This is a genomic window from Microbacterium sp. CSI-V (assembly GCF_001984105.1).
In the GTDB taxonomy this organism is placed as follows: Bacteria; Actinomycetota; Actinomycetes; order Actinomycetales; family Microbacteriaceae; genus Microbacterium.
In genome coordinates this window covers 211539-228822 of sequence record NZ_MTQM01000006.1, presented here as the reverse complement: position 1 = coordinate 228822, position 17284 = coordinate 211539, and the positions used below count along the sequence as shown (strand labels likewise).

Genomic DNA, 17284 nt, shown 5'->3' with positions numbered 1-17284 from the left:
CCGCGGCGCGCGGGCATGCCCGGGAGCCGCCGAGTGAGCGGCATCCTCACCGGCTTCGCCGTCATCGCCCTCGCCGTCGTCGTCGGGTACGTCATCGCGCGGATCGACCTGCTCGGGCCGCACGCCCGCCCGGTGCTCAGTCGTCTGACGTTCTTCGTCCTGTCACCGTTCCTGCTGTTCGTCGTACTGGCCCGCGCCGACGTGAAGACGCTGTTCTCCGCGCTTCTCCCCGTGTCGATGATCACCGCGGCGATCATCATCCTCGGGTACGCGCTGGTGTCGAGATTCGTGCTGCGCCGACGTACCGCCGAAACGGTCATCGGCTCGCTGTCGGCGGGCCAGGTGAACAGCAACAACATCGGCATCCCGATCTCGCTCTACATGCTCGGCGACGCGGCGTACTCGGCGCCCGTGATCCTGTTCCAGCTGCTGGTCCTCATGCCGATCGCCCTGGGGATCCTGGATGCCGCGACCTCCGGCTCCCGCTCCCCGCGGCGGATCCTCGCGCAGACGGCGAAGAACCCGATGCTCATCGGCTCCGCGCTCGGCGTGCTCGTCGCGGTGCTCGGCATCCACCTGCCGCCCATCGTCATGGATCCGCTGGCGTTCTTCGCCGCGGCGTGCGTGCCGATCCTGTTGATGTCGTACGGGATGTCGCTGTACGGACAGCGCGTGCTGACCGAGCCCGGGCGACGCGTCGACGTCATCATCGCGTCGACGCTCAAGCTCGTGGCGATGCCGGTGATCGCGTGGGGCGTGGCGCTCGCGTTCGGTTTGCCGGCCGATCAGGTTCTGATCGTCGTGACGCTCGCGGCGCTCCCGACGGCGCAGAACGTCTTCAACTTCGCACAGCGCTATGGGGTCGGCGAGATCCTCTCGCGCGACGTCGTGTTCATCTCCACCCTCGGGTGTCTCCCGGTGCTGTTCGGAGTCGCCCTGTTACTGGGCTGAGACCGCTCCCCCACGACGTTCACCCCAGGGTCTAGGGTGGGGCTCGAAGCTTTCAGCGTTCACCCAGGAAAGGCTCGCCATGACCACCTCCACCTCGTCCGGTACTCCCGCCCTGCGGGCTGTGCGCACGGCTCTGGCCGTCAGCGGTGCGATCTCACTGATCGTGGGTCTGCTGATCCTGCTCTGGCCCGGGCGCAGCGCCCAGGTCGCCGTCGCCATCATCGCGGTCTACGTCATCATCGCCGGTCTGGTCAACATCGGGATCGGCATCTTCTTCCGCGCCGGCTGGGCCCGGATCGGCTACATCGTGCTCGGCCTGCTGTTCATCGCCGCGGGCATCTTCTCGTTCGCGAACCTCGCCGCCACGACCGTCTGGTTCGGCGTCTTCATCGGGACGCTCGTCGGCATCCTGTGGATCATCGAGGGCGTCGTCTCGCTCACGACGCTCGGCCACGGCTCGGGACGCGGCTGGACGATCTTCTTCGCGATCATCAGCATCGTCGCCGGAATCGTCCTGCTGTTCTCGCCGCTGCTGGGCGCGGTGACGCTCTTCATCCTGATCGGCGCCTCGCTCATCGTCCTGGGTGTGTTCCAGATCGTCCGGGCGATCCAGTTCGGCAAGGCCGCCTGAGACATCGAACGACGAGGGGCCCGGATGCCACGGCATCCAGGCCCCTCGTTCTCGTTCAGGCGACGGGGAGGTGCCGCGCCCACCACTCCAGGACCGCGTCGAACCGCTGCACGCGATGACGCGGACGACCGGCGCGGGTGAGTTCGTGATCCTCGCCGGGGAAGACGAGCATCTCGGCCTCGACGCCGTTGAGCTTCAGCGCCGAGTAATAACGCGTCGCCTGTTCGAGCGGGCAACGGTAGTCGAGCTCCGAGTGCAGTACGAGCGTGGGCGTGCGCACCTCATCGACGACCGCCATCGGGCTCTGCGCCGCGATCCGCGCCGGGTCGGTGCCGACGTACTCCTGACCGAAGAACGAGCCGATGTCGCTCGAGCCGGGGAACGCCGTCGGGTCGAGGAATCCGCGCTCCACGATCGCCCCGGCGAACCGGTGGTCGTGCGCGATGATCCACGCCGTCATGTACCCGCCGTAGGACCCGCCCTGGATGCCGACGCGCTCATCGTCGAGCCGCGGGTCGGAGCCGACCACGCCATCGAAGAAGTCGATGACGTCGAAGTAGTCGAGGGTGCCCATCGCCTGACGGATCGAGCGGCCGTGGGCACGGCCGTATCCGGCGCTCCCCCGCGGGTTGCTGTACACCACCGCGTAGCCGGCATCCACGAGCACCTGCGTCTCGTCGAAGAGATGGATGCCGTAGGACGCGTAGGGACCGCCGTGGATCTGCAGGATCACGGGGAACGGCCCCTCGCCCTCGGGGACGGCGACCCAGCCGTGAACGGGGTACCCGTCGCGTCCGGCGATCTCGCGCTCCTCGGGAACGACGATGTTCTTCTCGCGGGCCGGCCCGCCGTGGTCGGTGAGGCTGCGCCACGTGTCGTTCTCGACGAGGACGAGCTCGCCGAACGACGTCGGCGCGGCGACCGCGGCGACGATGCGCCCGCCGGCGGACGCGTGCCCCGTCACCTCGACGTCGCCGCCGACGACCTCGGCGGCGTCCGCCTGACGCGAGACGCGCAGCAGGCGCACGCGGCCGCGGGTGCGGTCCTGCACGAGCACGTCGTCGCCCGCGAACGACAGGTGCGAGCCGACCTCGCCGAGGTCGATGGTCTCGGGGTCGGTGAGCGCACGCGGACCATCGTCCTCCAGCAGCCACACGGCGATACCCGGGGCGACGAAGTCCACGCCCGAGGGCCCGACGTCGTTGCCGCGCAGGAACACCGCGCCGTCCGGGGCGATCGCGACCTCGTCCACGGACAGATTCGCCGCGGTGCCGACGACCTCGCGCTCCCCCGCGCCGTCGACCGAGACGGCGACGACGCGCGACCGTAGGTCCGGGACGCGATCCTCGATCACATCGGGGATGCTCAGCAGTTCGCGTCCGTCCGCGGTCCACGCCAGACCCGACCAGCTCGTCGCACCGTCCGTGAGTTGGCGCGGAGTGGCGGCGACGATCCGCTTCTCGGGGGTGACGACGTCGGGCGCCGGCTCGTAGAACGGCTCGGCGTCGGTCGCGGGCACGTCCACGACGAACAGGTGCGCGGGACGATCCAGGTAGCCGTGCCCGTTCGCGTGCCAGCGGATGCCGGTGATCCGCCGCGGCGGTTCGGCGACGGCATCCCGGCCCTCCACCGTTCCGTAGCGGCCGGGCTCGACGATCCGGGCCGTGAACGCCACCCGCGTGCCGTCGGGCGACCAGGACAGGTCGGTCACTCCCCCGGCCTGGTCGGTGACCTGCACGGGCTCGCCGCCCGCGGCCGCGACGACGAAGACCTGTGCGCGCCCGCGCGCGTCGGCGCGCAGGAACGCGATCGCGGAGTCGTCGGGCGACAGCCGCGGCGCGCCGTCCGCGACACCGCGCGTGAGGCGGCGCGGCGTGCCGTCGGGCAGGTCGACGCGCCACAGCTGCCCCACGGCGCGGTCGGCCGCGATGTCGGGGCGGGATGTGGCGTAGACGGCGAAGGCACCGTCGGACGCGAGCGCGGGGCGCCCGACCGACACAAGGGTCTCGATGTCGTGGGCGCGCATGCTCACTCCCCTCCGAACGAGTCCGTGTCTCCGACGAGGCGGGTGTTGTCCGCGGGGACCGGGTCGAGGGCGGCACGCGCCACCTCGGCGGCGAACTCGGCGACGTTGTAGAGCTTGCCCGCGTCTTCGCGGCGCGCGGCGATCGCACCCGGGTTCGCACGCTCGAGCAGCGTCGCGGTGATGGTGCCCTCGATCATGTCGCCCGAGACGACCGTGAAACCGACCCCGCGCTCCTCGAGGGCGGGGATGCGCTCGCGCAGGGCGTCTTCGCCGGCACGCTTGGACAGCGCCACGGGCTCGTACTCCGGCATCGTCGGCGTCGTCCGGATGAAGTGCGCCTGGTGGCTCGTGACGAACACGACGCGCGATCCCTCGCGCAGGATCGGCAGCGCGGACTCGAGGACGTTGACCTGCGCGTCGCGGTTGAGCTTCAACGCGTAGTCCTCGGCCATGCCCGACTCCATGCCGCCCGAGGCATTGAGGACGAGCACGTCGAGACCGCCGAACGTCCGCTCGACCTCGTCGAACATCGCCTGCACCGACGCCGGGTCGGTGAGGTCGGCACCGACCACGAGCGCCTCGACGCCCAGCTCGCGCAGCTGCGCGGCGAGCTTCTCGGCGCGGGGGGCCTTGTTGCGGAAGTTGATGACGACGTTCGCGCCGGCCTCGGCGAAGTAGCGCACCGTGTCGGCGCCGATGCCGCGCGACGAGCCGGTGACGAGGGCGGTCTTGCCGCTCAGGGAGCCGGACGGGAGGGTCTGGGACACGGGAACTCCTGATGGTTCGAGATCGGATGCCGACCGCCGACGCCGGCGGACACGACAAGACCCCAGCCTACCGACCGGGATGCCGCGAGCCCGAGGAGGGGGGTCCCGGGGATGGTCCACGGCATCCGGCCTCGGCCCCGTGGGCGCGTGCTACGTTCGGGCACAGGAGGTGCGAAATGGACGTTCTCTCCACCATCGACACGTTCGCCTGGATCTTCTGGCTGCTGTTGATCCTGGTCTTCCTCGTCATCGAGATGCTCACCGTCGAGCTGACGTTCCTCATGCTGGCGCTGGGCGGCATCGTCGGGCTCGTCGCCGACCTCGGGGGCGCGCCGCTGTGGCTGCAGGTGATCATCGCCGCGACGGCCACGATCGCTCTGGTGGTGTTCCTCCGACCGCGCATGCTCCAGCGCCTGCAGCGCTCCGCGGACACGCGCCCCTCGAACGTCGAAGCGCTCCTCGGCCTCGAGGGAGAGGTGCTGATGACCGTCTCGCGGGTCGCGGGGCAGGTCAAGCTCGCGAACGGCGACGTGTGGACGGCCCGCAGCGACGGTGACACGCGTCTGCACCCGGGGGCGCACATCGAGGTCGCGCGTATCGACGGCGCCACGGCCGTCGTCCGTGCGCGAGGGCAGGAGACCACACCGTGAACGCCGACAATCTGCTTCCCACCGCGATCGGCTGGGCGCTCGCGATCGCCGTCGCGATCCTGGCGATCGTCACCATCTTCCGGGCGATCCGCATCATCCCGCAGGCCCGCGCCGGGGTCGTCGAGCGGCTGGGTCGCTACCACAAGACCCTCTTGCCGGGCTTGAACATCGTGGTGCCCTTCGTGGACCGCGTGCGACCGCTCATCGACATGCGCGAGCAGGTGGTGTCGTTCCCGCCCCAGCCGGTGATCACCGAGGACAACCTCGTCGTCTCGATCGACACGGTGGTCTACTTCCAGGTCACCGACGCCCGCGCGGCGACGTACGAGATCGCCAACTACCTCGGCGCCGTCGAGCAGCTGACGACGACGACCCTACGCAACGTCGTGGGCGGCCTGAACCTGGAAGAGGCCCTCACCAGTCGCGACAACATCAACGGGCAGCTCCGGGTGGTGCTCGACGAAGCGACGGGCAAGTGGGGTATCCGGGTCGGCCGGGTCGAGCTGAAGGCCATCGACCCGCCCGTCTCCATCCAGGACTCCATGGAGAAGCAGATGCGCGCGGAGCGCGATCGTCGCGCCGCGATCCTCACCGCCGAGGGCTCGAAGCAGTCGCAGATCCTCGAGGCGGAGGGGCGCCGGCAGGCGGCCATCCTCCAGGCCGAGGGCGACAAGCAGGCCGCGGTGCTCCGCGCGGAGGGCGAGGCGCGAGCCATCCAGGCGGTGTTCACGGCGATCCACGAAGGGCGCCCCGACGACAAGCTCCTGGCGTACCAGTACCTCCAGACGCTGCCGAAGATCAGCGACAGCGCGTCGAGCAAGCTGTGGATCATCCCGAGCGAGTTCACCGAGGCGCTCAAGGGCATCTCGGGCGCGTTCGGAACCCGCGCCACCGGGCAGCCGGATGCGGCGGCGACCGCGGACCGCCCGACCGTCGAGTCCGCGGTGAGCCCCACCGAGGGCGTGGCCGACGAGCGTGGCAGCGCCACCCCCGCCGGCTCATGACTCGCCATCCCTACCTGTCTCCCGCGCCGCCGCGCGTCCTCGCGCACCGGGGGCTCGTGACCGCGCACGACGCCGCCCTCGGGGTCGTCGAGAACTCCTTCGCCGCCGTGGCCGCGGCGCACGCGGCCGGCATCGAGTACGTCGAGTCCGACTGTCACCTCACCGCCGACGGCGTGGTGGTCCTGTTCCACGACGACGATCTGGACCGCGTCGCCGGCGACCCGCGGAAGATCTCCGACGTCCGCCTGCCCGAACTCGAAGAGCTCATGGCCGACCGCGGCGGACTCGTGACCCTGCCGCAGGCCCTCGAGGCGTTCCCCGATGTCCGGTTCAACCTCGACGTCAAGGCGGAGGCCGCCGCCGAGCCCGTCGGCCGGCTGATCGCCCCGCACGCCGCGCGCGTCCTCGTGACGAGCTTCTCCGACGATCGGCGCCGCGTCGCGCTGGCGGCGGCCTTGACGGCCGGCGCGTCTCTTCCCCCCGCAACGTCCCCCGGCTCGGCCACCGTCGGGCGGCTCGTCACGGCACAGGCTCTCGGCCTGCGCCGCCGGGTCGAGCGGCTGCTCGGCGGCCTCGACGCGCTCCAGATCCCCGAGCGGCAGGGCCCGATCCGCGTCGTCACCCGCGGGCTCGTGCGTGCCGCGCACGCCGCCGGCGTCGAGGTCCACGTCTGGACCGTGAACGACCCCGCCGACATGGAGCGGCTGCTGGACCTGGGCGTCGACGGGCTCGTCACCGACCGCGCGGACCTCGCGCTCGCCGTGGTGAACGGACGCTGAACCCCCGGTGGCCTGAGCATCCTCTGTGAATCCCGTCAGGGAGCCCCTTGTTCGAATAAAGCGCACAGGTGCGGCCGTTATACATGGGGACCGACGAGAGGACCACACAATGGCAGATCGCAGTCTTCGAGGCATCCGACTCGGCGCACAGAGCCTTCAGAGCGAAGACGGGGTCGTTTTCCACGACCGGGCCCAGCACACCTACGCCTGCAGCACCTGCGGGCGCGAGACGGTGCTCACCTTCGCCGCCGACGCCGAGGTGCCCCCGGCGTGGGAGTGCCGCACCTGCGGCGCTGAGGCTCTGCTTCGCATCGGCGAAGGCACCGCCACCGTCGACCACAGCGACGACAAGGCACCCCGCACGCACTGGGACATGCTCCTGGAGCGTCGCACGATCCCCGAGCTCGAGGAGCTCCTGGAGGAGCGCCTCGCGTTCCTGCGCTCCCGCCGCGGCGGAGATCAGAAGATCAGCGCCTAACGCGCATCACGGATTCAGGCGCCGGTTCCCTCGGGAGCCGGCGTCTTGTTCGTGCGCCCGCGGACCATGACGCCCACGCCCAACGCCACGAGGGCGAGGAGACTCCCCCACCCCAGGACGATCTTGACCGCCGGGCCGATAACGACGGCCGGGGTGAGCCCTGTCCGCAGCGGCACATCGGTGAGCATGTGTCCGGCCACGTCCACGGGGAGCTGGTCGAGCGTCGCTCCGTCGGGGGCGATCACCTGGCTGGTGCCGACCGTCGAGAGGTTGACGACCGAGCGCCCCGTCTCGATGGCCCTCATGCGGGCGAACGCGAGCTGCTGCAGGTTCTCGTCGGTCCCGCGGAAGTCGGCGTTGTTCGTCTGGAACATGAACACCTGGGCGCCCTGATCCGCACCGTCCCAGACGACGTCGTCGTAGATCACGTCGAAGCAGATCGCGAGTCCGACACCGACCCCGTTCACGTCGAAGACGGGACTCGCCGTACCCGGCGTGTACTCGCGGCCGATGAGTCCGATGAGGTCCGGAGCGAACGGCTCCCAGAACGCCCGGTCGGGCACGTATTCGCCGAACGGGACGGGGTTGCGCTTGTCGTAGGTCTGCTGCGGCCCGCCGTCCGCGGTCCACAGCAGCGCCGAGTTGTACAGGTTCGGCCCGCGCTCGGTCACCGCCGAGACCAGAAGCGGCGCGTCGACGCGCCGCGACAACTCCTCGAGCACGGCCGCGGTCGCCGCGTTGCGGGTCGGGTCCGAGTCGACGCCGCCCTCCGGCCACAGCAGCACGTCCATGTCCTGGCCGAAGAGCGGGGCGGATGCCGACAGCTGCGCGTTCAGCACCGCGTTGCGCTCGCGCTGGTCGAAGTAACCCGCCGGGCCGTTGCCCTGGACCGCGCCGACGCGCATCGAACCCGCCTCGGCGGTCGGGAACTGCGGCAGCGCCACCAGGATCACGAGCACCAGGGCCGCGGGGAGAGCGGCGAGCGGACGACGGAAACGCGCGCGTCGGACGTATTCGATCACCATCGCGCAGAAGAGGACCACGAGGAAGCTGAGCCCCGACATCCCCACCCAGGACGCGACCTCCGCGAACGGGCCGTTCACCTGCGACACTCCGATGCGCCCCCACGGGAAGCCGCCGTACGGCCACGAGCCGACGATCTGCTCCCTGAGGGTCCACAGCGCCGCGACCAGCGTCGGCAGCAGCACCAGTCGCCCCCAGGACCCCGGCGCGATCCGCGGCATCCATCGATACGCCAGAGCGATCGGGACCGCGAACGCGGCGGTCAGCAGCGACTCGAGCACCGAGAGGGCGATCCACGGGATCGGGCCGAGGTACCGCGCCGTGAAGAGGAGGTTCACCGAGAAGAACGCCGCGCCGAAGAGGAACCCGACGAGCACGGCCGACCACACGCGCCGCCCGGCGAGGGCCACCAGGGCCATCGCCACCGCGGGGAACGCCACCGGCCAGAGCGCGGGCGCGGGGAATGCGGCGACCAGCAGCAGACCCGCGGCCGTCGACAGCGGCGCAGCGAAGGCGAGACGGAGGATCGGTCGCGGCGCGTCGGCGAGGGGCACCCGTCCAGCCTAAGCGGCGGGGCGGGCGACGTCGGCGAGGTGCGGACGACCCGTGCGGGCTCGAGGACGCCGCTACGCCGAGGTGTAGGCGACGATGCCCCGGCGCACCGAGTCCAGCGCGGTCCGCGCCGTCTTCGCGAGCTTCGGCTCGGCCACGAGAGAGATCTGGTCGAGGAGATCGATCGTCTGCTTCGCCCACCGCACGAAGTCGCCGGCGGCCATGTCGGCGAGCGTGAGCACGCTGTCCAGCGGCAGCCCGCGTGCCCAGCCGTGCATCGCGGGGGCGAGCCCCGACGCGGGCGTCTCCGACCCGGGCAGACGGTGGTCGCGTTCGAGGTCGTCGAGCTCCTGCCACAGCGTCTGCGTGGCATCCAGGGCCGCGCGGAAGGGTCCTCGCGGGAGACCCCGCTCCCCCGGTCCCGCCTCGTCGCGACGCGGCTCGTACACGAGACAGCAGGCGAGGGCGGCGAGCGAGGGAGCGTCGAGCGCGTTCCAGAGCCCCTGCCGGAGCGACTCCGCCACGAGCAGATCGCGCTCGCCGTAGATGCGGCGCATGGTGCGGCCGGCCGGAGTGAGCGTGGTGACCCCGTCGTCATCGATCTCGACGTACTCCAGCGCCGTGAGAACGTCGACGACGCGGTCGAACACACGCGCCACGGTTCCCGTGCGCTGGTCGATCTGCTGGCGCGTCTTGTCGGTGGAGCGCTTGAGCTTCCAGTACCGCTCGGCCCAGCGGGCGTGCGCCTCGCGGTCGGGGCAGGAGTGACAGGGATGCCGCTGCATCCGCCGCCGCAACGACTGGATCTGCTGCTGCCGCTCGTCGCGCAGACGGCGCGGCGCCGTCGCGTCGCGGCGGTTGATCTTCTCGAGGTCGGACAGCTCGCGGCGGATCGTGGAGTATTCGCGGAAATCGCCGCGATCGCAGGTCATCGCGGTCTCGTACCCGGCGAGCGACTCCTCGGCCTCCTTCACCTGGCGCGCCAGTCCGACGACCGAACGATCGGCCTGGAACTGCGCGAACGAGGACTCGAGGATCTCGCGGGCGCGAGCGCGACCGAACCGATCGATGAGGTTGACGGCCATGTTGTACGTCGGGCGGAAGCTCGAGTTCAACGGATACGTGCGACGCGAGGCGAGGGCGGCGACGGACTGGGGTTCGAGCCCCTCGGTCCACTGCACCACCGCGTGACCCTCGACGTCGATGCCGCGGCGACCCGCACGGCCGGTCAGCTGCGTGTACTCCCCCGAGGTGATGGCGACGCGTGCCTCGCCGTTGAACTTCTCGAGCTTCTCCAGCACCACGGTGCGGGCGGGCATGTTGATGCCGAGCGCGAGCGTCTCGGTCGCGAAGACCACCTTGACGAGCTTGCGGCGGAAGAGCTCCTCGACGACCTCCTTGAAAGCCGGCAGGAGTCCGGCGTGGTGCGCCGCGATACCCCGCTCGAGGTTCTCGCGCCACTCCCAGAAGTGCAGGACCGCGAGGTCCTCGTCCTTGAGCGCGAACGTCAGCTCTTCCACCACGCGGCGGATCTCGGAACGTTCCTCGGGGGTGGTCAGCCGCACATCCGCACGCCGCAGCTGCTGCACCGCCGCGTCGCAGCCGGCGCGACTGAAGATGAAGAAGATCGCCGGGAGCAGATGATTCCGACGCAGCAGGTCGACGACCTGCGGACGATCGATCCGCTCCATCCGCGGGGCCTGCGCCGCACGCAGCGGGCGCTGTCCCCCGCGCGGTTGACGCCGCCCGCCGGCGTGGCGCGCGGAACGGTACTCCTGCGCACGCCGGTTGCTCTCGTAGGTCGCTGCGTGACCGCCGCGGATGCGCAAAAGCTCTTGGTTCACCTGTGCGGTGGCGACACCGGCGCGATCGTCGAAGAGCGGCAGCAGATCTCCGCGGACGAGGACGTGCTGCTCGAGCGGCACGGGCCGCGTCTCGGACACGATGACCTCGGTGTCGCCGCGAACGGTGTCGAGCCAGTCGCCGAACTCCTCGGCGTTCGAGACGGTGGCCGAGAGCGAGACGAGCTTCACCGATCGCGGCAGGTGAATGATGACCTCTTCCCACACCGCTCCGCGGAAGCGGTCGGCGAGGTAGTGCACCTCGTCCATCACGACGAACCGCAGTCCGCGCAGCGCCGGGGAATCGGCGTAGAGCATGTTGCGCAGCACCTCGGTCGTCATGACCACGATGCGCGCGGAGGCGTTGATGTTGGTGTCGCCGGTGAGCAGCCCCACCTCGTCGTCGCCGTAGACCTCTTGGAGCTCGTGGAACTTCTGGTTCGAGAGCGCCTTGATGGGGGTCGTGTAGAACGCCTTGTCGCCGGGCTCGAGCATCGCCAGGTGGATGGCGAACTCGCCGACGATCGTCTTCCCCGCGCCGGTGGGGGCCGCGACCAGCACGCTCCGACCGTCTTCGAGGGCCTGGCATCCTGCGATCTGGAAAGGATCGAGGTCGAACCGCTGCGACTCCGCGAAATCGGCGGTCAGAGGGTGCTGGGCACGGGCCGAGGCCCGCGCGAATCGATCTGCCGCGCTGAGTCCGCTCACACGATCGATCCTGGCAGACCCATCGCGTCGAGGCGCTTGGCCTTGCGCCGGTCGAAGAGCAGGGATACCCCCGCGGCGGCGAAGAAGAGCACGACCAGGATGCCGGCGAGCATCACCATGCTGATGACGTCGGCAGCCGGAGTCGCCAGGGCGGCGAAGACCGTCGCGACGATGATGGCGACGCGCCACCCCTTGAGGATCGCCTTGCCGGTCAGGACGCCCGCGACGTTGAGCGCGACGAGGAACACCGGCAGGACGAAGGCGACACCGATGACGAGCATGAGCTTGAACACGAAGTCGTAGTACTCGGTGGCGCTGAACAGGTTCGCGGCCCCGTCCGGCGTGAAGCCGGCCATCAGCTCGATCACGTGGGGGACGATCAGGAGGCCGACCCAGCATCCCGCGAAGAACAGCGGGATGGCCGCACCGACGAAGCTCGCCGTGTAGCGGATCTCTTTGCGCGTGAGCCCGGGAACCACGAAGGCCCAGATCTGCCAGATCCACACCGGCGCGGACAGGAAGATGCCGATCGTGAACGCGATCCGGATGCGCAGATCGAACGCCGACGTCACCGTCGGGAAGTTCAGCATCGACTGCGCGTCACCACGCTGTTCGTTGATCACGCGGATCGGCTCGGTGATCAGTTGGATCACCGGATCGGTGATGATGAACGCGATCACCATTCCGATGACGAGGCCGAGAGCGGCGATCACCAGCCGCTTGCGAAGTTCGACGAGGTGAGCGCCGATCGACATGCGCTTGTCGCGCCGCGGTCCTTCCGGGACGTCGATCCGCGGCGGGCCTGCCGTTGCCACGTGTCAGGCGGAAGTGTCGTTCGGCGCGCGCTTCTCGGGCGCCACCGAGGAAGCGGTGCCGGCGTCCGTCGCGCGGGGCGCCTCGGGGGACGGCGCGGCGACCTCGTCGTCGCGCTTCATCTCCTTCATCTCGCTCCGGAAGACGCGAGCCGACTGGCCCATGCTCTTGGCCAGGGCGGGGAGCTTCGCGGCACCGAACAGCAGCAGGATGACCGCGAGAACGATCAGCAGGTGCCATCCGTTCAGATTGCCTAGCATGAGGACTCCTCAGTCTCGTTCGGGCGTGACTCTCAGTGTAGCCCGTGCTCCCCGGCGACGGCCGGAGAGCACCCAGGGTTCACCCCTCGGGCGACACATCGCCGCCGTACTGGGCGAGACCCGCCGCCGCCCAGGCGGCCGCAGCCGCGCGGGCACCGGTCGGCTCGATCAGCTCGACCTCGCCGCCACGACGGGCGGCGAGGCGCTTCAGGCTCTGCTCGTCGGCCAGACGGAGCGACGCGACGGCAACGTCGCCCTCGCCCTCGATGGTGGCGCGCTCGAGGTAGTCCGACAGCAGAGGCGCCACCGCACGCGGGAACCGGAAACGCGCGACGACCTCGTCGTCGGAGGGGGCGAACAGCTCGGGCACGGGGTCGGCGCCGTGGACGGCGGGGATGTCGGTGAGCTCGGGATCGGAGACGCGCTCGAGGAGGAACGTCCGCACCGCCTCGCGCGTGTGGCACCATCCCTGCAGGTACCACTGCCCGCCGGCGATGTGCACCTTGATGGGGTCGACGGTACGGATGGTGGGGCCGGTCCCCGGGGCGCGGTAGGTGAACGACACCGCCACGCGCCGGCGCAGAGCCCGGTCGACCACGTCGCGGACGCCGTCCACGGGGCCCGGCGCGACGATCACCGCGGGCGGGGTCGACGACGCACCGCGCCGCAGCTTCGCCAGCAGGCCCGTGACGAGCGCGCTGTCACCGACGCCGGGGAGCGTCCGGGTCAGCTGGAGACCCGCGAGCAGAGCGGCGGCCTCGCGGGCGGTGAGCCGCGGCGACCGCTCGAGTCCGACCGTGTTCGTGATCGAGATGACGTCGTCTCGGTCGAGCAGATCCCAGTCGATGTCGAACAGTTCGTTCGGGAGCTGCCAGTAGCCGCCCTCGCCGGGCAGTCCGATGACGGTGAGACGCTCGACCATCGCCCGCATCTGGTCGGCGGTGACGTCGAAGTCGGCCGCGGCTTCGGCGATGGACACCTCGCCCTTGCCGACGATGTACGGCACGAGCTGGAGGAGCAGGGCGGCTCGATCGAGCGCGGGAAGGGCGCGGTCGGAACTCACGCGGCACCTCCGTGCAGCGCCAGCGTCGCGGTCAGACGCCGGATCACCTGGTCGCGGAGGTCGTCGGGTGCCACGACGCGGACCTCGGGCCCGTACGACGCGAGCTCGTCGGCGAACACGTGGAGATCGACGTACGGGACGACGATGCCCTGCGGCGCGGACTCGGCGCGACGCGACAGCCGCAACGCGGCCTCGGTGCCGGGATGCACCTCCAGCAGCGCCCGCTGTCGTCGCGCGACCTCCTCGAGACCGGCGAGGGCCCGCTCCCCCGCACCGACCCGGAGCACCTCGTCGAAGCGTTCGCGCGTCACCGTCACGTCGCCGACGATGCGCGACAGCAGGAACGTGCGCTCGGCATCCATCGTCAGGTCGAACCCGAAGACGTGCCACCGCGCCTCGTACTCCAGCAGGGCCAGAGGACGGATGCGACGCTCCCGCGACCGCGCGTCGCCCGGACGCAGGTAGCTGAAGGTGACGACGCGGCACTGCTCGATCGCGCGCTGGAGCGCGGGGAAGGCGGCATCCCGGGCCCGGATGCGCGGCGCGTAGCCGATGATCGGTTCGTCGACCGGGATGCCGAGCGCGCGGATCTTGCGCAGTCCGCTGCGCGCGTCGGCGGAGAGCGATTCGCTCCCCCAGACGCTGCCGGCGATGTTGAGCAGCGCGACCTCGGCCGGGCTGAAGGAGATGTCTTCGGGGAGGGCGTACTCGGCGGTCGGCACGCGGTAGCGGGCCTCGCGCAGGTCTTCGGGGTCGGCGCGGTCGCCGATCGTCTCGATCGGAACGCCGAGTCCGCGCAGATTCTCCTTGTCGCGCTCGAACATCTTCTCGAGCGCGTCCTTGGACGCCCCGGCCTCCCACTGCTCGCGGTAGCCGGCCACCGACGACAGGATCGTCTCTTTGGTCAGCCCCTGTTCGGTCGCCATGAGGGCGACGACGAGGTTGACCAGACGCTCCTCCGGAGCGGGTCGGGACGAGGTGGCGGACACCCGCCCATCCTAGGCGCGGTGGTCGGTCAGCCGACGACGCCGAGGATGTCCACGACGTAGACGAGCGCCTTGTCCGCGGGCGCCTGCAACGCCTGCTGGTCGGCCTCCGTCTGGTCAGCGGGCACGACGACCAGCACCTGGGAGCCGACGGTCTGGCCCTCGAGCGCGGAGGCGAGCGCGGGCGGCAGTGCCGACACGGCCGCCTGTCCGGGTGCGCCGTTGTCCCAGGTGGAGGCGAACGTGGTCGTGGCCCCCCACGCGATGCCCTGGAGGTGGATCACGACCGACGAGTCGGCGGTCACCTCTTCGCCCGAGCCCTTCTTGATGGTCTGCGACCGCGCTTCCGTGGGAGCGTCGCCGGCGGGGATGACGACACCCGGCTGACCGTCGGGCGCGCGCACGACGGAGGGCATGCCCGAATCGGCGTTGAACTGATCGGCGCCGTTCGCCGCCGGCAGGAACACCCGGCGGAGGTCGAAGACGAAGACCGCACCGTCGCCCTCGTTCACGCCGAGGGCCTGGGCGCCCTGGGCGCCGAGGTCGGAGCCGGGGATCGCCACCGCCACGCGGGAGCCCTCCGCCGCGCAGTGCAGCAGCGGCGCGATGGCGGGGATCGACTGCGCGAGCCTCGACAGGGGCGTCGCCGAGGCGACGTCGGACTTGTACGGGGTGGCGACCAGCTTCTCACCGGTGGTCGCGTCGAACACCGTCACATCGACCAGGGCGAGCTGGTTGTCGACGGTGAGGCGCTCGCCGTCGCCGGCGATGAGCGTCTGCGCGCCGGACTGCTCGGGAAGGAAGGGGGAACGCACGGAGACCGTGGGCGCCGTGCCGAAGTCGCCGTCGGCCTGGACCGCGGCCCCGATGGCGCTGTCGGTGGGATCCGAGCAGGACGCGGCGGGGGATGCCGAGCATCCGACGAGGCCGATGGCGGCCAGGGCGGTCACGGCGACGAGGGCGGGGAGTCTGCGCACCGGATCAGTTTAGGCGTTCGCGTCGGGTGTCTCCGTCGCGCCCGCGGGGTCGCCTTCGCGGTGGCGGACACCGTCGGCGGCCTTCTGGGCCTCCCGCACGCGCTTGCGGAGGTTCTTGTCGGTGATCTCGCGGTCGCCGACGGCGCCGGGGGTCCACAGCTCGACGTCCTCGTCGCCGTAGCTCGACTTCGATGCGCGGCGCTTGACCTCGGGCGGGACGGCGCCCGGGGCGAGACGGCGGGCGGTGAGCAGGAAACCGGTGTGCGCGACCATGCGGTGGTCGGGGCGGACCGCGAGTCCTTCGACGTGCCAGCCGCGGACCATGGTCTCGGAGGCATCCGGGTCGGTGAACAGCCCCGTGGCGCGGATGTACTCCGCGACGCGGCTCAGCTGGGTCGCGGTGGCGACGTAGCAGAGCACGACGCCTCCGGGGGTGAGCGCGTCGGCCGCGGCGTCGATGCACTCCCACGGCGCGAGCATGTCGAGCACGACACGATCGACGGATGCCGGGGCGACGGCATCCGGGAGGTTCTCGACGAGGTCGCCGACGACGACCTCCCACGTGGCGGGGGTCGCGCCGAGGAACGTCTCGACGTTGGCGCGCGCCACGTCCGCGAACTCCTCGCGGCGCTCGAACGACACCAGGCGCCCGCTCGGACCGATGGCACGCAGCAGCCACAGCGACAGCGCGCCCGAACCGACGCCCGCCTCCACGACCGTCGCACCGGGGAAGATGTCGGCCTGCGACAGGATCTGCGCCGCGTCCTTCGGATAGACGATCGCCGCTCCCCGCGGCATCGACATCACGAAGTCGCGCAGCAGCGGCCGCAGCGCCAGATAGTCGTGACCGGAGCTGTTGGTGACGACGCTGCCGTCGGGCTGGCCCACGAGGAGTTCGTGCTTGAGGACGCCATTGTGGGTGTGGAGCTCGCCGTTCTCGCGCAGCGTGATCGTGTGCATCCGGCCCTTGGGCCCGGTCAGCTGCACGCGATCGCCGACCCGGAAGGGTCCGCTCAGGTGCGGGGTCTCGCTCATCGGGTCTCCTGCGGGTTCGGCGCGGCTGCGTGGGTGAAGTGGAGGGTCGCGAGGTCCGCGGCACCGCGTCCCTCCAACGTCGGCCAGAGGTCGTGGGCCCCGACCCCGTCGAGCGGCACCATGAGCGGAACGCCGAGGGTGACCGCGCCGCTGGCGATCGCCGAGCGCAGACCGTTGGGCGAGTCCTCGATCGCGACGGTGTCGACGATCGAGACGCCGAGGGCGTCGGCCGCCTGGAGGTAGGGATCGGGGTGGGGCTTGGGCCGTTCGACGTCGTCACCGGCGACGACGACGTCGAACGCGGGGAAGTCGATCAGGTCGACGACCGAGAGCGCCATGCGCCGCATCGACATCGTCACGAGGGCGGTCTTCACGCCCGAACGGCGGAGGTCGGCGAGCAGTTCGCGCGCGCCGGGCCGGAAGGGCACGCCCTCCACGGCGAGCTGCCGCAGCACCTCGTCGGTGAGGTGGGCGATGATCTCGTCGACGCCCCAGGGGACCCCGGCGTTCTGCAGCAGGCGGGCGGAGTCCTCGAGGGCGAGCCCGACCATGCCCAGCGCCTGCGCGTGCGACCAGGTGCCGCCGAAGCGCTCCACGAGGGGGGTCTCCGCCGCCATCCAGAAAGGTTCGGTGTCGACCAGGGTGCCGTCCATGTCCCACAGGACGGCGGCGGGGGCGGGGGAAGTCATCGTTCCATCGTATCGAGCGCCCGGCGGCCGCCTCGCGCTCCCCCGGGCGCA

General features: G+C 70.8%; 17 protein-coding genes. 6 read left to right on the top strand and 11 right to left on the bottom strand.

What is annotated here, in order from left to right:
* Positions 1 to 33: 33 nt before the first annotated feature.
* Complete coding sequence (locus CSIV_RS03675; protein WP_139340593.1) at positions 34 to 951, top strand: AEC family transporter; 918 nt, start codon at positions 34 to 36, stop codon at positions 949 to 951.
* Positions 952 to 1030: 79 nt separating this feature from the next.
* Positions 1031 to 1582: an HdeD family acid-resistance protein gene (locus CSIV_RS03670; protein WP_077050058.1), complete on the top strand. Its 552-nt coding sequence runs from the start codon at positions 1031 to 1033 to the stop codon at positions 1580 to 1582.
* Between the two features lie 55 nt (positions 1583 to 1637).
* On the opposite strand, the gene CSIV_RS03665 is transcribed toward CSIV_RS03670, so the two are convergent.
* Both CSIV_RS03665 and CSIV_RS03660 read right to left on the bottom strand, forming a co-directional pair.
* On the bottom strand, positions 1638 to 3608 hold the full coding sequence (locus tag CSIV_RS03665) for a S9 family peptidase (protein WP_077050057.1): 1971 nt from the start codon (positions 3606 to 3608) through the stop codon (positions 1638 to 1640).
* Between the two features lie 2 nt (positions 3609 to 3610).
* The gene (locus CSIV_RS03660) at positions 3611 to 4375 is read right to left on the bottom strand and encodes an SDR family oxidoreductase (protein ID WP_077050056.1); all 765 of its coding nucleotides are present in this window, start codon (positions 4373 to 4375) and stop codon (positions 3611 to 3613) included.
* A 176-nt stretch (positions 4376 to 4551) separates the two neighbouring features.
* Here CSIV_RS03660 and CSIV_RS03655 point away from each other — a divergent pair, with 176 nt between their 5' ends.
* From CSIV_RS03655 to CSIV_RS03640, 4 genes are all read left to right on the top strand, one after another.
* Positions 4552 to 5025 carry an NfeD family protein gene (locus CSIV_RS03655; RefSeq protein ID WP_077050055.1) on the top strand — a complete coding sequence of 158 codons (474 nt, stop codon included), beginning with the start codon at positions 4552 to 4554 and terminating at the stop codon, positions 5023 to 5025.
* 11 nt (positions 5026 to 5036) lie between these two features.
* Positions 5037 to 6029, top strand: coding sequence for an SPFH domain-containing protein (locus CSIV_RS03650; RefSeq protein ID WP_202400747.1), 993 nt, complete (start codon positions 5037 to 5039; stop codon positions 6027 to 6029).
* Positions 6026 to 6808 (top strand): glycerophosphodiester phosphodiesterase family protein, encoded by a 783-nt coding sequence (locus tag CSIV_RS03645; RefSeq protein WP_077050053.1) that lies wholly within the window; start codon positions 6026 to 6028, stop codon positions 6806 to 6808. Before CSIV_RS03650 ends, CSIV_RS03645 begins: the two co-directional genes overlap by 4 nt.
* A 109-nt stretch (positions 6809 to 6917) precedes the next feature.
* Entirely contained in the window at positions 6918 to 7286 is a 369-nt protein-coding gene (locus CSIV_RS03640) for an RNA polymerase-binding protein RbpA (protein WP_077050052.1), read from the top strand.
* 14 nt (positions 7287 to 7300) lie between these two features.
* On the opposite strand, the gene lnt is transcribed toward CSIV_RS03640, so the two are convergent.
* The 9 genes from lnt to CSIV_RS03595 form a co-directional block, all read right to left on the bottom strand.
* The gene (lnt, locus tag CSIV_RS03635) at positions 7301 to 8863 is read right to left on the bottom strand and encodes an apolipoprotein N-acyltransferase (protein ID WP_077050051.1); all 1563 of its coding nucleotides are present in this window, start codon (positions 8861 to 8863) and stop codon (positions 7301 to 7303) included.
* Positions 8864 to 8935: 72 nt separating this feature from the next.
* Positions 8936 to 11410, bottom strand: coding sequence for a DEAD/DEAH box helicase (locus CSIV_RS03630; RefSeq protein ID WP_083734973.1), 2475 nt, complete (start codon positions 11408 to 11410; stop codon positions 8936 to 8938).
* On the bottom strand, positions 11407 to 12165 hold the full coding sequence (tatC, locus tag CSIV_RS03625; protein WP_077050050.1) for a twin-arginine translocase subunit TatC: 759 nt from the start codon (positions 12163 to 12165) through the stop codon (positions 11407 to 11409). The genes CSIV_RS03630 and tatC overlap by 4 nt, the downstream gene beginning before the upstream one ends.
* Before the next feature lie 63 nt (positions 12166 to 12228).
* Positions 12229 to 12483: a Sec-independent protein translocase subunit TatA gene (gene tatA / locus CSIV_RS03620; protein ID WP_077050049.1), complete on the bottom strand. Its 255-nt coding sequence runs from the start codon at positions 12481 to 12483 to the stop codon at positions 12229 to 12231.
* A 79-nt stretch (positions 12484 to 12562) separates the two neighbouring features.
* Positions 12563 to 13546: a helix-turn-helix transcriptional regulator gene (locus tag CSIV_RS03615; protein ID WP_077050048.1), complete on the bottom strand. Its 984-nt coding sequence runs from the start codon at positions 13544 to 13546 to the stop codon at positions 12563 to 12565.
* Positions 13543 to 14535 carry a helix-turn-helix transcriptional regulator gene (locus CSIV_RS03610; RefSeq protein WP_077050047.1) on the bottom strand — a complete coding sequence of 331 codons (993 nt, stop codon included), beginning with the start codon at positions 14533 to 14535 and terminating at the stop codon, positions 13543 to 13545. The genes CSIV_RS03615 and CSIV_RS03610 overlap by 4 nt, the downstream gene beginning before the upstream one ends.
* Positions 14536 to 14561: 26 nt before the next feature.
* A complete protein-coding gene (locus CSIV_RS03605) occupies positions 14562 to 15509 on the bottom strand; it encodes an FKBP-type peptidyl-prolyl cis-trans isomerase (RefSeq protein WP_077050046.1) in 948 nt (315 codons plus the stop codon).
* Between the two features lie 9 nt (positions 15510 to 15518).
* Positions 15519 to 16544, bottom strand: a complete 1026-nt coding sequence (locus tag CSIV_RS03600) for a tRNA (adenine-N1)-methyltransferase (protein WP_077050045.1) — start codon at positions 16542 to 16544, stop codon at positions 15519 to 15521.
* Positions 16541 to 17233 carry an HAD family hydrolase gene (locus CSIV_RS03595; RefSeq protein ID WP_077050044.1) on the bottom strand — a complete coding sequence of 231 codons (693 nt, stop codon included), beginning with the start codon at positions 17231 to 17233 and terminating at the stop codon, positions 16541 to 16543. Before CSIV_RS03595 ends, CSIV_RS03600 begins: the two co-directional genes overlap by 4 nt.
* Positions 17234 to 17284 lie beyond the last annotated feature (51 nt).